Origin of the sequence: Thermotoga neapolitana DSM 4359, from assembly GCF_000018945.1 — a bacterium.
Taxonomy (GTDB): domain Bacteria; phylum Thermotogota; class Thermotogae; order Thermotogales; family Thermotogaceae; genus Thermotoga; species Thermotoga neapolitana.
Genome location: NC_011978.1, coordinates 45,362 through 59,368 on the forward strand (window position 1 = coordinate 45,362; position 14,007 = coordinate 59,368).

General features: G+C 49.7%; 15 protein-coding genes. 5 read left to right on the top strand and 10 right to left on the bottom strand.

The annotated features are described in order from the left end of the window. Positions 1–13: 13 nt before the first annotated feature. Entirely contained in the window at positions 14–742 is a 729-nt protein-coding gene (locus tag CTN_RS00250; protein WP_244857357.1) for a queuosine precursor transporter, read from the bottom strand. After that, the gene (locus CTN_RS00255) at positions 727–1,602 is read right to left on the bottom strand and encodes an MBL fold metallo-hydrolase (RefSeq protein ID WP_012644939.1); all 876 of its coding nucleotides are present in this window, start codon (positions 1,600–1,602) and stop codon (positions 727–729) included. Before CTN_RS00255 ends, CTN_RS00250 begins: the two co-directional genes overlap by 16 nt. 115 nt (positions 1,603–1,717) lie before the next feature. On the opposite strand from CTN_RS00255, the gene CTN_RS00260 reads away from it, so the two are divergent. Then, on the top strand, positions 1,718–2,047 hold the full coding sequence (locus tag CTN_RS00260) for a DUF1292 domain-containing protein (protein WP_038066244.1): 330 nt from the start codon (positions 1,718–1,720) through the stop codon (positions 2,045–2,047). A 28-nt stretch (positions 2,048–2,075) separates the two neighbouring features. Here CTN_RS00260 and rpsR read toward each other — a convergent pair whose 3' ends face one another. The 4 genes from rpsR to CTN_RS00280 form a co-directional block, all read right to left on the bottom strand. Then, positions 2,076–2,303, bottom strand: a complete 228-nt coding sequence (gene rpsR / locus CTN_RS00265; protein WP_038066246.1) for a 30S ribosomal protein S18 — start codon at positions 2,301–2,303, stop codon at positions 2,076–2,078. Between the two features lie 14 nt (positions 2,304–2,317). Then, positions 2,318–2,746, bottom strand: coding sequence for a single-stranded DNA-binding protein (locus tag CTN_RS00270; RefSeq protein WP_012644944.1), 429 nt, complete (start codon positions 2,744–2,746; stop codon positions 2,318–2,320). Then, complete coding sequence (rpsF, locus tag CTN_RS00275; RefSeq protein WP_012644945.1) at positions 2,746–3,129, bottom strand: 30S ribosomal protein S6; 384 nt, start codon at positions 3,127–3,129, stop codon at positions 2,746–2,748. Before rpsF ends, CTN_RS00270 begins: the two co-directional genes overlap by 1 nt. 76 nt (positions 3,130–3,205) lie before the next feature. Continuing rightward, positions 3,206–3,661 (bottom strand): metal-dependent transcriptional regulator, encoded by a 456-nt coding sequence (locus CTN_RS00280; protein WP_012644946.1) that lies wholly within the window; start codon positions 3,659–3,661, stop codon positions 3,206–3,208. 56 nt (positions 3,662–3,717) lie between these two features. Between CTN_RS00280 and CTN_RS00285 the strand changes: the two genes are divergently transcribed. Beyond that, the gene (locus CTN_RS00285; protein WP_012644947.1) at positions 3,718–4,053 is read left to right on the top strand and encodes a hypothetical protein; all 336 of its coding nucleotides are present in this window, start codon (positions 3,718–3,720) and stop codon (positions 4,051–4,053) included. Here the strand turns inward: CTN_RS00285 and CTN_RS00290 are convergent. Genes CTN_RS00290 through CTN_RS00305 form a run of 4 tightly spaced genes read right to left on the bottom strand, consistent with a single transcriptional unit; the run spans position 4,041 to position 10,421 of the window. Continuing rightward, positions 4,041–5,387, bottom strand: coding sequence for an NAD(P)/FAD-dependent oxidoreductase (locus CTN_RS00290; protein WP_041437353.1), 1,347 nt, complete (start codon positions 5,385–5,387; stop codon positions 4,041–4,043). The two genes, CTN_RS00285 and CTN_RS00290, sit on opposite strands and share 13 nt — an antisense overlap. Further along, entirely contained in the window at positions 5,387–7,027 is a 1,641-nt protein-coding gene (locus tag CTN_RS00295) for a CehA/McbA family metallohydrolase (RefSeq protein ID WP_012644950.1), read from the bottom strand. The genes CTN_RS00290 and CTN_RS00295 overlap by 1 nt, the downstream gene beginning before the upstream one ends. A gap of 13 nt (positions 7,028–7,040) precedes the next feature. Beyond that, entirely contained in the window at positions 7,041–9,149 is a 2,109-nt protein-coding gene (locus tag CTN_RS09920) for a carbohydrate ABC transporter permease (RefSeq protein ID WP_012644951.1), read from the bottom strand. A 9-nt stretch (positions 9,150–9,158) separates the two neighbouring features. Beyond that, a complete protein-coding gene (locus tag CTN_RS00305; protein ID WP_012644952.1) occupies positions 9,159–10,421 on the bottom strand; it encodes a carbohydrate ABC transporter permease in 1,263 nt (420 codons plus the stop codon). 96 nt (positions 10,422–10,517) lie between these two features. On the opposite strand from CTN_RS00305, the gene CTN_RS00310 reads away from it, so the two are divergent. The 3 genes from CTN_RS00310 (at position 10,518) to CTN_RS00320 (ending at position 13,996) form a co-directional block, all read left to right on the top strand. Continuing rightward, complete coding sequence (locus tag CTN_RS00310) at positions 10,518–11,777, top strand: ABC transporter substrate-binding protein (protein WP_012644953.1); 1,260 nt, start codon at positions 10,518–10,520, stop codon at positions 11,775–11,777. A gap of 123 nt (positions 11,778–11,900) precedes the next feature. Further along, entirely contained in the window at positions 11,901–13,217 is a 1,317-nt protein-coding gene (locus CTN_RS00315) for an NCS2 family permease (protein ID WP_038066247.1), read from the top strand. Positions 13,218–13,255: 38 nt separating this feature from the next. After that, a complete protein-coding gene (locus tag CTN_RS00320) occupies positions 13,256–13,996 on the top strand; it encodes a basic amino acid ABC transporter substrate-binding protein (protein ID WP_012644955.1) in 741 nt (246 codons plus the stop codon). The last annotated feature ends 11 nt before the right edge of the window (positions 13,997–14,007 follow it).

Sequence of the window (14,007 nt, forward strand, 5' to 3'; positions counted from 1 at the left end):
GAAGATGTCGTTTTCAACCTCTCACAGTGATTGTTTCTTCATGAAAACCCGTCATCCACTTCACACCCTTCACCACGACCCAGGTGTCCAGATAGTCGAAGAGCCATTCAAAGAGCGTTGTCCAGATGAGAAAAACGGTGATTGTTCTCAGGGAGAAGTACCCGGTGAGGGCACCGTAGAAGAAGATCACGTTGTCCACAAGTTGAGCGAGTTTCGTCGCTGCGTTGTCACGGAGCCACAGGTGTTTTCCAAAAAGACCTTCTGTTCTCTTCAGAAAATCCTGAAAGCGCGCCTTGAAGACACCGGACACAACGAAGGCAATCCAGCTGAAGATCGTGGTCCTCCAGACGGGAAGGAAGAGAGCCTTCATGTGCTCGTGAGCCCAGTCCTCGTTCGATGGAACGTATCCGAGGGCAACAAGCATTCCCGCAAGGAACACAACCTGGGCGAAGAAACCAACGGCAACCAGTTTCTGTGCTTCCCTGTATCCGTAAACCTCCGTCACGATGGCAACCAGCGTGATGAAAAAGGGGCCAAGGAAGACACCGGCGTACAGCTGTACACCGGGAAGCAGATCGTACGCCTTCAACACAGCCACGTTCATGTAGAGCACCAGCATCGCCCCGAGGGCGTATATTCCCTTCAATCCGAAGAAACGAATGGTGATGAAAACAAGCAAAACTCCAAGGAAGTATTCAAGGGAAAGAAAGAGCCAGTTCACAACCATCACACTCGCCTCCACAAGAGTGTGTTTTCTCTGAACTCTCTTTCCACTTCTTTTCTATCCAGAAGAAAACTCAGATACGCATGAACGGTGGATCTGTAGAGTACGTACTGTGTGAGGTTCTCCAGGGTGATTTCAAACCTGTCGAAAAGACTCTTCATGAGTTCTTCTGTTTTTGCTGGAACCTTCAGAATGTCCAGGATCGTGTTGATGACGCTTTCTACCGTTTTTCTGTTGAGTTCAACAAGTTCTTCTATGTCCTGAACCACCTTCCCATGAGACGGCACGTAGTAGTTGTAGTTTGTCTTTTCCAGAAAGTTCAGCGTCTGAAGGAACTCTTCCACGTTGTAGACGACGAAGATCCTGTGTTTTTTGATCGACTCTTCGGAAAAGACCGAATCGGCACAGAAGAGAACACCATCCACGGCCACACCGATCTGTCCTGGGGAGTGTCCGGAAAGAGAGACGATCTCAAGTTCCACTCCATCGAGAATGAGAGGGCCTTCTTTCAGTGTTTCGTCGACCTTTGAAGGTTTTGCCATGAGGAACTTGTTTCTGAGTTCTTCAGGTGGAAAGGCACCGTAGAGGTAGAACGGTTCGAGGACGGTGTGTTCTATGATCTCTTTTTCCAGTTCCGAGGCGAGCACTCTGGTGGAAAAACGCTTTTTCAAAAACGCGTTCCCGCCGCAGTGGTCGGCGTGTGAGTGGGTGTTTATGAGATAGAGCGGAGGCTTTTCTAAAAGACGTGAGACCTTTCTCGGAACGCTTTCGTCGATGCCGCTGTCTATGAGAACGCTGGAATTTTCTGCGTGAACGACTCCTATGTTCACCGGGTTTGGAACGTAAGACACCCTCTCTGTGAGGCGTTCTATCTCCACGGTTTCAGAACCTCCTGATGGGCGGATCTCTGGAAGATTATACCAGAGACTTGATTTTCTCTTTCACAAATGGTAGTATTTCTCAGAGCACAGTTTTTTCAAGGAGGTTTTTATTATGAGTATGCACGAGCATGAACACGAACATGAACATCAGACGGAAGTCTTCAGCCTGTTCGACCAGGATGGAAACGAGGTGTTCTTCCACAAACTGGGAGAAGTTGAAGACGAAGGGAATACCTTCTGGGTCTGCGAAGAGGTCTTTCTGAACGACGCAAGGGACATGATAGAAGACCTCGGTGAAGTTTACATCTTCAAGGCAGACGAGACTCCCGAAGGCATCATGCTGGAAGGAGTAGAATACGAAACGGCGAAAAAAGTCTTCGAGAAGTGGCAGCAGAGCATTCCCGATATCGAAGAGATGTTCTTCGAAGAGGACGGGGAATGAAAAAAGGGCGCATCGGCGCCCTTTTGTTTTATATCTTCAGGTAAGGAAGTAGTCCCATCTGTCTTGCCCTCTTGATGGCCACCTTCACCATTCTCTGATGCTTGGCGCACGTTCCGGTGAGCCTTTTTGGAATGATCTTTCCCTTGTCCGTGAGGAAATCACTGAGGAGTTTTGTGTCTTTATAGTCAACGTAATCCAATTTCATCTCACAGAGTCTGCACTTTTTGATCTTCTTTCTTCTTCTTCTGTAAGCCACAGCACACACCTCCCTCAGAATGGCGGTTCGTCTTCACTGAAGGTATCATCGGTGAAATCTTCCTCTGGAATCTCCAGTTTTTCTTCGATGTCTTCGCTGGGCATCTCGACAGGCTTTCTGTCCATGAACCTCACGACGTTCGCAACCACCTCTGGAGAGACCCTCTTTTCTCCGGTCTGGGTTTCCCATCTTCTCATTCTCATTTCACCTTCGACGAGGATGAGCCTTCCTTTGGTGAGGTAAGTTCTTGCGAACTCTGCGAGCCTTCCAAATGTCACCACCCTGAAAAAGTCCGTCGTTTGAGCATCGTCGGGGGCGTTCTTCCTTGGAACCCTATCCACCGCTATCGTGAAGGTGGTGACGGGCGTTCCACTCAGGGTGTATCTCTCTTCAGGGTCTCTCACGAGTCTTCCAATGAGGATGATCCTGTTGAAAAAAGACATCAGGCTTCGGTTCCTCCTTCACCCTCAGAGACCTCAGCCTCTTTCTTTTCGCTCTGAGCCTTCCTCTCTTTCTTTTCCAGGTCAAACCTTCTGAAGGTCTGCCATCTGATGATCTCCGGGGTTATCCTGTAGAAATTCTCCAGTTCCTGAAGGTGCTGTCCGTCACACCTGAAGTAGATCACCGTGTAGTCTCCTTCGCTGAACTTTTTGATCTCGTAGGCGAACTTCCTCATGCCCATCCTTTCGACTTTGTCGATCTTTCCCTTGACCCTCTCTTCGATGATTCCTTTGACTCTTTCGACGAGTTTTTCTCTTTCTTCTTCTGGTACGTTTGGAGCGATGATGAACATGCTCTCGTAGATCCTCTCCTTCACGTAAGCCACAAAAACTCACCTCCCTCGGACATCTGGCCCCACCTCCGGTTCGGTGGAGCGGGATTTCACTCTCACGATTATACCATCACCTTTTGAGTCTGCAAAGGGTTGGAAACTCTCCTGTTTCCAGATATTCTTTGAAGCCCTTTATACAGATGGGCGTTATGTGAGGACAGTGTGTGAGGAAGTTCATGAAGTCGACGACCCTGTCTGCTATCTTCTCCTCGAGATTGAAGAAGATCTCCCACGCACCCTTTTCTGCCTCTTCCTCATCGAGGAACAGGATCTTCTTCAAAAACTCCTTCAGGTTGTTGAAGCGCTCCAGTTCTTTCTGGGCAAGTTCTGTACCCTTTTTTGTGAGGGAAATGGGGCCCCTTCTCACGTAGTTTATCAGTTTTTTCGATGCGAGTTCTTCGAGGATTTGCTTGGCAGATGGCATCTTCACTCTGAGAAAATCCGATACTTTCTTCAGCCTTGTGCTTCCCTCATCCAGTGTCAAAAGGACCGCAAGAAGGTATCGCTTTTCGGTCGGTGATAACATATTTCTACCTCCCTTTAAGGTTATTCTAACACAGATGTCGGGATGGTAGAATATCGTTGAACGCAGGTGAAGGGGTGATGAAGTTGAAGTTCTTCGGAATGGTCCTGATACTCCTTGGGGTACTCATTCTTCTTTCTGTCTTCAACGTCTTCGATGTTTCCTTTGGAAAGTTTCTGGGCTTTGTCTTTGCGGCACTCTTTGGTTACACGGGGGTGAACGCCCTCGTGAGGAAGGGCTTCCCTAACGGGCTTGTCTCCTGTGCGATAGCCCTCGTTCTTGTGCTTCACGTTTTCGGTGTCCACAGGTTCACCTTCTGGGAAGGTTTCGTTGTTTTCTTCTCTGTTCTTCTCATAGAGTGGGGATTCTTTGCGATTCTCTCTCACAGGGGCTGAATCTTCATTCCCATTGCTCTCATGTAGCCCATCGATGTGGCGTACTGGACCGATCTTGTCCAGCCTGAACAGTCTCCGATGACGTGAAGGTCTTCCACCACGTCGTTGAGGAACTTGTTGGTGTAGAACTTCACCTCGACCGCGTAGAGCAGGTTGTCGAAGTAAGCAGCCCCCGGTATCACCCTGTCGAGGTTCTCAACGAAGTCCACAAGGGACTCTCTTATCTTCGAGGGGAACACGAGGTTCGCGTCTCCGAGAATGTAACTTTCCGGGTCCAGGGTGGGGTGGACCCTTCCAAGCCTTTTGGTCCTTCTGAACTCTTTGAAATCACCATACGTCTGGAGAATCACTTTTTCCCTGTCTCCTGCGAGGATGTTTGCGAGTTTTGCGAGATTCACCCCGTAGCCCGTCGGGTCTTTGAAGGGCTCTGTAAAACGCGTGGTGACCAGGATGGCAAAGTTCGTGTTCTCTGTCTTTCGAAGACTGTCCGAGTATCCGTTCACCGTGGTGAAGTCCTCGTACTTTTCCAGGGTCACCTTCCCTGCCGGGTTCTGACAGAAGATCCTGCAGATGTAACCCGTTTTCGTTCTGTAACGGATCTTCACCTCGTACATGTCGGAGAAGGGATCCATAACGTGGTTTGGAAGTTCGTATCTGATTCCGATGTCGACGAACTGATTCGGTTTCACAAGTTGTGGGTACTTCTCTTTGAGACGTTCCATGAGTCTGTGACCACTTCTTCCTACGGCGATCACGAGTTCATCGAATTCGAAGTCTCCCTTTTCGGTGTGTACCCTGTGGGGTGGCCCAAAGTCCACGTCCTCTGCGGTAACTCCGAAGAGAAATTCGATGTTTTCGAACGAGGAAAAGTGTCTGTATATGTTCTCGTTCGTCTCTTTGAGTATGTCAGTTCCCAGATGGAAGAAGTACGACTTCACCGGCTCAAAGCCGTGGTGGTAGAAGAGTTTGTAGACTCTCTCGTTCGAAAAGGACTCTCCAAACTCGATCTTTTTTCCGTCTCTTTCGAAGGATCTCAGATAGTTTATGAGGCCTTCTCTTCTGTCAGCGGCTGGCTTGTAGCCGGAAAACTTCAGGTAGAACTCCACCGTCTTTGCCTGGATTTCGAGGGGAATGTAGATCTCTCCTCCCATGCCGTATGAGATGAAGATCTTTCCATCCATCCTCACACCGGAGATGGTGTTGTGGGCGTAGTCCTTTCCCCTCTCAAGAATGGTGATCCTGTAGTTGCTTATCTTTCCACTCTCTATGAGGCCGTGAATGAAACCGATTGCACTCGCACCAAAACCAACAATCCCGAGTTTCTTCAACCACATCACTCCCCAAGCAGTTTCTCCTTCAACTCCTCGGTTGTGACGACTTCACCTTTTATCTGTTCCAGGTAGGTCTTTCTGTACTCTTCATCACCACCCGGCACGATGTATATTTTACCTTTGAAGTTTTCGATCGCCTCCAGCTCTTTCTGAGAGAGTTTCTTGGCAAAACTCAGTCCACCTTCTTTCGGTGTCGAGATGATGAGGATGTCAACGCCTGACAGGTCTTTCAGCATCACCTTCGGATACTCCACTCTGTATCCTTTCTTTTCCAGTTCTTCTGCAAGGACTTTGAGTTTTTCCAGATGGTCGTTCTCGTGGAGAGTGTCTATCATGATCACGCCCCTGAGTCTTTCTTCAACGAAGAAGCTCACAGATTGAACGATTTTTCCATCAACGAGGAAGGATACCCGGTGGAATCCTTTCTTCAGCGCCCCGGTGGAAACAACGAATCTCTTCACCTGGTACGGAGAAAACTCCTGGGGAACCTTCCTGAGTGTTTCACCGTCCAGAAGTACAGAGAGCGACACCTTCTTTTTTTCGTCCGTTACATTGTAAATCTCAAAGTAAATCTTTGCAACCTCACCCTCGTGGATCTCCTCTGGAGACACCCTCACACTGTTCACGTAGACAGAAGACGGTATCTGAAACCAGATCGGTGAGGTGACGATTTCGTCACCGTCCATCTGTTTCATGTAGACGAAGTACCATTCGTAACCATCGGAAGGTGTGACCGAGAGGGTCAGGTTCAGTCTTTCTATGTTCGGTCTGAGTTCCAGAACGGTCCCACTCTGGGAGATGACGGCAAGGTAGAGGAGTTTTTCCGTATCCTGATACTCGACGGTCAGAGTCCTTGGGGAAAGATCGTCCACGAAGACGACGTCTCCCATGAGGTGCTGGCCGCTCTTCAGAAGAACTCGAACGTTTCTGTCTTCACTTCCGAAGGTGTGTCTCTTCCAGAGGGCGTCCATGATGGAGTCGTAAGTCAGTGCGTCTGCCACTATCCCCGTTCTTGCCTCGTTTGCGCTTCCCCAGTTTGGCTTGTGGTTGTCCTGTCCGACGGTGGCTCCAAGGTGCCATCCTCTGTTGAGTGCGAGGATGTAGTTTCCGTACATCTCGGGGTTTATCACATCACCCGAGGACCAGTTTCCGTTTCCCACCTCGATCAAATTCACGTACTCGTCCGCCTCGGGAAAATACCTGAACGAGTCGAAGGTTCCAAAGGTGCTTATGGGATGGTTGAACTGGGCAAGTTTTCTGTGTTCGACGAGCCACCTGTAGAAGCCCTCCAGACTGCTCTCTCTGTTTCTGTCGATCCACTCGAGGGACTCGTACACGTTTATGTGCCCAACACCCGCCGTCCACTCGAACCCCTGAAGGGCTACGAACTTTCCATCTTCCGTGTGTCTTTCTGCGGCAAGTTTTGTCAGATACGGCTTTGTCTTGCCGTTTATCTTCTGAGCAAAATAGTAGGCGTGGTCCGTGATCGCAAGAACGTCGAGGTAGTTCTTCGCGTATTCGTAGGCCTGATCCGGTGTTCCGGAGCCGTCAGAGTAGGACGTGTGAGAGTGCAGATTTCCGTAGTATATCCCTCCAAAGGCCACACAGGAAAGAACAAGTAAAAAGAGCACCAGTTTCTTCATTTTATCGCCTCCCTCACTTCAGTCCGGTCCTTGCGATTCCCTGTATGAAGTACTTCTGGGTGAAGATGAACAGGATCACCACGGGAAGAATGGAGAACGTTGCCGCCGCCATGAGGAGGTTGTACTGTGTTCCCACGTCGGAACTGAACGCCTGAAGTCCCACGGGGAGTGTTCTGTACTTTTCGCTGTTCGTCACGATCAGAACCCAGAGGAAGGCGTTCCAGCTTCCAACGAACTTCAAAAGTGCCGAGGTGATCACGGCTGGTCTGCTGAGAGGAACGACTATCTGCCATAGGAACCTCCAGTGAGAACACCCATCTATCTTCGCAGCGTCGAAGAGTTCTTTTGGAATGGTCAGAAAGTGCTGTCTCAGAAGGAATATGGCAAAGACACTGACGATCCAGGGAACGATCAGAGCGTAGTAGGTGTCTATCCAGCCAAGTTTCGATATCGTGATGAAGTTGGGAACGAGGAGCACCTCACCCGGAATCATCATCGTGGCAAGAAAGAGCCCGAAGATGAAATCCCTTCCCGGAAAGACCATCCAGGAGAAGGCGTATGCGGCAAGGGACGCGGTGATCACCTCAAGGATGGTCGTTGCGGAGGCAACGAAGAAGGTGTTGAAATAGTATCTTGGAAACGGAGCGGCGTTCCAGGCATCGACGTAGTTCTGAAAGATGTTCGCCAGCACCTCACGGAAGGAAAACCTGAGTTTCACGGATTTTATGGGTTCGTCGCTCAAAAAGACAGCGGGAACACCCTCAAGGAGGATCTCTATGACCTCACCGTTTTTCACCCGGACTTCCTTCACGAAATCTGGAGCGTCCACGATCTTCCAGGAACTCATGGCATCCTCGTAGGCCTTTCTGAGAACGGCAACACTTCTGAGGTACTGCGCAATCGCACCGAGCACATCTTCGCTCAGATCAATCTGGGAGAGTTTTGACTTCAGGACCCTGTAGGTGGAACTATCGAAGAGAACGGTGTCCAGTTTCTCCATCATCGTGGAAAAGTCTTCCTCTTCGATGCCATTTTCTTGTGCTAGACTGATCAGAGAAGAGATGACGGGTTTCAACGTGGCTATGGTGAGAAGGTCGATGTGATACTTTTCTGAGATCTCTTTTTCCTTCAACGACACGTAGTTTTCCAGAAGGTTTTCTTTCGACTCTTTCAGGAGTTTCTCAACGATTTTTCTGTCGGGGAAGCGTTCTATCTTCTTCAAAAAGAGCGCTTCTCTTTCTTTTTCACTCATCGCCCTTGCAACGATGTTCTTTTCGACCGTGAGGTTCTGAGCGCTCTGGAAGAACTCATTGACCTCGAGGTAGTAGGAGATGTTGTCTTTTATCCCTTCGATGGGAAGGACCACTCTGTTTTCGTACACGGAAACGAGAGGGTTGTCTCCAGAGTACTCGAGGTTCACACCTTTCAGTATTGCATAGAGATCCCTTATTTCGTTGTCGGAGAGAATGAGTGTGCTTCCTGCCTTCATCTTCTCTACGTTCTCCTGGAGTGTGGAGAGTTCTTTCTTTTTGGCTTCAAGAAACAGGCGGAACCTCTCTCTTTCTGCGTCGTCTTTTATTCTCAGTTCTGTGAACCTTTCAAGTTGAGAGATCGTTCTCAGCGAGTTTTCTATCGCACCTGAAATCTCGTTTATCAGGGTTGCCCTCTGAAAGTATGGACTCGCACCGCTTCTGTAGTGAATGAAGAACTGCTCGAAAAACTCCTCCGGCGTGTTCCAGGAAAGTTCAAAAGGAGCCTTCGAAGCGATTTCTCTGACTCTTTCCTCGTCCACCTTCGTTGTGTACCTTGCTCCTTTCAGAGGGATCGTCATCGTTCCTCTGTAGAACGGGTCGTCGTTCACCGTGATGGTCAGAAGGTTTTCCTCTTTCACCTTCAGTGCGTAGGCCTCCCTCAAGCTGACTCCCCTGGACACCTTCTGAACACCTGGTTTCAGGACCACCTTCACATCACGGGAAAATGAGAAGTTCTTCGTGTAGAACTTCGGAGGCCACTGCTGTACCTCAGAGGGTGCCTTGAAGGAAGTGAGCACCATCCAGACGAAGGGCCCAAGCATGATGACAGCACCGAATATGAGAAGGAGGTAAACGATCAGTTTCTTCACGCTACCACCTCACGATACGTACTCGACCGCTCTTCTTCCAACCCTGTACTGAATGAAGGTGAAGACGAGGATGATGGCGAAAAGGATGTACGCTGCCGCCGAGGCGATTCCCATCCTCTGCTGTCTGTAGAACAGATCGAACACGTAGTACACGAGCGTCATTCCACTGTTGTTGTAAGGGCCGGGAAGTCCATCGTAGAGAATGTAAATTTCTGCAAAGACCTTGAAGGCGCCTATGAGGGAGACGATGAGCAGAAAGAACGTCGTTGGAGACAGAAGGGGCCAGGTGATGTAGAAGAACTTCTGGAAGGAATTCGCACCGTCGACCTCCGCCGCTTCGTAGTAGGACCTGTCTATGTTCTGAAGGCCCGCAAGGAATATCACCGCGTCGTACCCCACGGTCTTCCAGACAGAGACTATGGCGATCGTGGGGATCGTCCACCTTTCATCTTTCAGCCAGGAAACTGGATCTATGTGAAACAGTGAAAGGATGTAGTTCAAAAGACCGAACTCGTCGTTGAATATCCACTTCCAGACAAGGGATATGGCGACGACGGACGTGACGAAGGGAATGAAGTAGGCGGTCCTGAAGAAGACCCTGAATTTGACGTTGCTGTTCAAAAGGAGGGCTATCACAAGAGACAGAAAGATCTGGGTTGGAACACTGAGTATCACGTAATAGAGCGTGTTCGTGAGAGCCTTGAGGAAGAGGTTCTTGTCCTTTGCATCGAGCAGAAAGTTCACCATCCCGGGAAGAGAGGAACGAAGTTCCACGAAGGCAAAAACCACAAGAAACAGAACGAACCAGATCCAGGTGTTTTTCATGTTCAGTCTTCTGAAATCGTACACCAGCCACGACCAGGAGATCGCCGCCACAAGGAAGGAAAGCAGAGGATTTTCTACGTTGAACAGGTTCAAGGCAACGTACATCATGATAACAGCCACGTTCGAGAGGATTCCAGAGAGCGTTCTTTTCTTCAAAAGGTGAACGATCAGAAGAACAACGGCGGCCGCAACGGCAAGGTGGAAGAAGGTGTTCAAAACGGTGAATATGAATGAGTACTTCGGAGGATATTCGAAGCGAAAGATCTCGATGTAGTTGTCGAGCCCTGTGAAGTAGGGATTCTTCATGTTTCTGAAGTCCCACTTGAAGAAACTCAGAACGAAGGAAAAGCCAACCGGCCAGAAGACGAACATACCGAGGACCACAAGTGAAGGAAGCAGAAAAAGATACGCAAGGACCGTCTCCTTGAGCTTTTTCGATACCTTCATCTTCAGCCCTCACTTCCCTGTGGTTTCTTCACACTCAAATTATAACCTATGCGGTATAATTCATTGTGGTGAAAGCTCAAGAAAGGAGGGATTTCTGTGAAGAAAGTTCTTGTTCTTTTGATGGTGGTTTTGAGTGTTTTGGCTCTTTCGAAGGTGAAGGTCACGTTCTGGCACGCCATGGGTGGTGGACACGGTAAGACACTTCAGGAGATAGTGAACACCTTCAACGAACTCCATCCCGACATCGAAGTGGAAGCGGTCTACGTTGGAAACTACGGTGCCCTTTCCCAGAAACTCCTTGCGGCCGCACAGGCAGGAGAACTTCCCACCATCGCCCAGGCGTACTCCAACTGGACGGCAAAACTCATACAGAGCGGAGTTGTGCAGCCTCTGAACGAGTTCGTGAACGATCCAAAGATAGGCCTCACGAAAGAAGAATGGGAAGACATCTTCGAACCTTTGAGGAAGAACTGTATGTGGGGTGACACCATATACGCTGTTCCTTTCAACAAGAGTCTCTATGTACTCTACTACAACGCGGATGCTTTTGCGATGTACGGTGTGGACGTTCCCAAGACGATCGATGAGCTCTACGAGGCAGCACGTATCATGACGGAAGATTTCGACGGAGACGGAAAGATCGACCAGTACGGATTTGGCTTCAGAACCACCGTTGACTTCTTCCAGATTCTTCTCACTCTGCGCGGTGGATCCATTCTGAAACAAGTCGATAGGAAGTGGGTGTCCAACATCGACAGTCAGGAAACAAGAGAAGTTCTTGCTTTCGTGAAGAAGATGGTCGACGATGGTATCGCCTACTACCAGGGAGGATACCTGGATGGGGTCTTTGGACAGCAGAAGATCATGATGTACATAAGCACGATAGCGGGAAGACCCTACGTTGAGCAGTCCACGAAGGGTAAGTTCACGTGGAGCTGGGCACCCGTTCCCACCTGGGTGACGAACAAGGTGCCTTTCGCGGGAACGGATATCATCATGTTCAACACAGCAAGTGAAGAAGAAAAAAGAGCAGCCTGGGAGTTCATGAAGTACCTCATCTCTCCTGAAGTGACCGCCTACTGGGCGATAAACACGGGTTACATTCCGGTGAGAAGAAGTGCCCTCGAGACCTCCATCTGGAAAGAGGCGGCAAAGTCCGATCCTCTGCTTGAGATACCACTTTCTCAGATAGACAACGCCGTGTTCGATCCGCAGATTGGTGTCTGGTACGAGATCAGAACGGTCGTTGGAAACATGTTCTCCGATTTCATAAACGGAAAAGTCGATATGGAAACGGCGATAAAGACGGCGGATCAGAAGATAAAAGAGTATCTGAAGGAAGAGTACGGCGAATGAGCGGGAGGGTGTTCCTCCCGCTTTTCTTTTGTTTAAAGTGCTCTTAAAGAAAACATGAGAGAATCAAAACAAAGCCTGGGATCTTCCGATCCCTTTAAATTTTTTATACCGGAGGTGAGGTGTGTGTTCCATCTGAAAGAGCATGGAACGAACGTGAAAACGGAGATCTTTGCGGGTATCGCAACTTTCCTCACCATGGCCTACATCGTCTTCGTGAACCCCTCCATCCTCGTTCAGGCAGTTGGAGTGGATGCGGGAAGCCCTCTGTATCAGCAGTTCTTCGGAGCCTTCATGGTCGCAACGATCCTGGGATCTGCCACGGCAACACTCGTGATGGCCCTCTTTGCCAACTATCCCTTCGCACTCGCCCCCGGTATGGGGCTGAACGCGTACTTCACCTACACAGTGTGTCTTGGAATGGGGATCGACTGGAGGGTGGCACTTGCGGCAGTTTTCGTTGAAGGTCTCATCTTCATCGGTCTGACGCTCGTTGGATTCAGAAAGTTCGTGGCCGGCATCATCCCTGAATCCATAAAGATCGCAATCTCTGCTGGAATCGGGTTTTTCATAGCGTTCATAGGATTGAGGAGCGCAGGGATCGTCGTGTCGAATCCTGCAACCTCCGTTGCCTTAGGCGATCTCACAAATCCCGGGGTTCTCGTGACTGTTGTGGGGCTTCTTGTGATCGTGGCGCTTTACCACAGGAAGATTCCGGGTGCTGTGATGATCGGAATCCTCGTTGCAACACTCGTGGGTGCCATTCCGGGAATAGGTGTTACGAAGTACCAGGGGATCGTTGGACCCATTCCGGACATTTCCCCCACGTTCATGAAACTCGACTTTTCTGGGTTTCTGAGTCTTGATTTCTGGATCGTGGTCCTCACGTTCTTCTTCGTTGACTTCTTCGACACGCTCGGCACCATCACGGGGCTTGCCCAGAGTGCCGGCTTCATGAAGAACGGGGAGCTTCCACGAGCAAACAGGGCGTTTCTTTCGGACGCCATAGGAACCTCGGTTGGTGCCCTCTTCGGTACATCGACGGTGACGACCTACATAGAGAGCGGTGCAGGAATAGCAGAGGGTGGAAGGACGGGACTCACCGCTCTCGTTGTGGCACTGTGTATGCTCGCCATGCTCTTCTTTGCCCCCCTTGCCCAGACGGTTCCCGGATACGCCACAGCCCCCGCTCTGATCTTCGTCGGAGCCCTCATGATAGGAAACCTCGGAAAAGTCAGATGGGATGACATAACAGAGGCACTGCCTGCGTTCATCACGGTCATAACGATGCCGCTCACGTACTCCATAGCAAACGGTATTGCACTCGGAGTCATCTCCTACGCTCTGGTAAAACTCTTTTCTGGAAAAACAAAGGAGGTTCACTGGTTCACGTGGATCCTTGCTCTTGCTTTTGCACTGTGGCTTCTCTTCATAAAGCATTGATATGCAAAAAGATGGTATAATAACTCAGGGGTGATAGAATGAGAAGGCTGATCGCAGTACTGGTTCTTGCAATTTCAATGGTGGCTTTTTCAGGAGCCATCGAGGAGATCAAAAGCAGAGGGTATCTTCTTGTTGGGCTCTCTGCGGACTTTCCACCTTTTGAGTTCGTCGATGAGAACGGAAACATCGTGGGATTCGATGTAGATCTTGCAAAGGAAATAGCAAGAAGGCTTGGTGTGGAACTCAAGATAGTCGACATGACCTTCGATGGCCTCATTCCAAGTCTTTTGACGAAGAAGATCGATGTGATCATCTCCGGTATGACGATCACAGAAGAGAGAAAGAAAGTGGTGGCCTTCTCCGATCCATACTTCGATGCGGGACAGGTCATCGTGGTGAGAAAGGACAGCGACTTCCGGCCGAAGACCTACGAGGACCTTGTGGGAAAGACCGTGGCGGTTCAGATAGGAACCACAGGAGACATAGAGGTTTCGAAATACGAGGGAATCAACGTCGTCAGGTTCGACAAGTTTACCGATGCCTTTCTGGAACTGAAGAGGAAAAGGGCAGACGCCGTGGTGCTGGATTCTGCTACCGCAAGGGCCTTTGTTTCAAAGAACCCTGACATTGTCATCTCAAGTGATGTTCTCTCCAGTGAACAGTACGGTATCGCCGTGAGGAAAGAGGACACGGATCTTCTTGAGTTCATCAACGGTGTTCTGAGAGAGTTGAAAAAGAGCCCCTACGACGTGCTCATAGAAAAATGGTTCTCAGAGTGATGGAGGAGTGA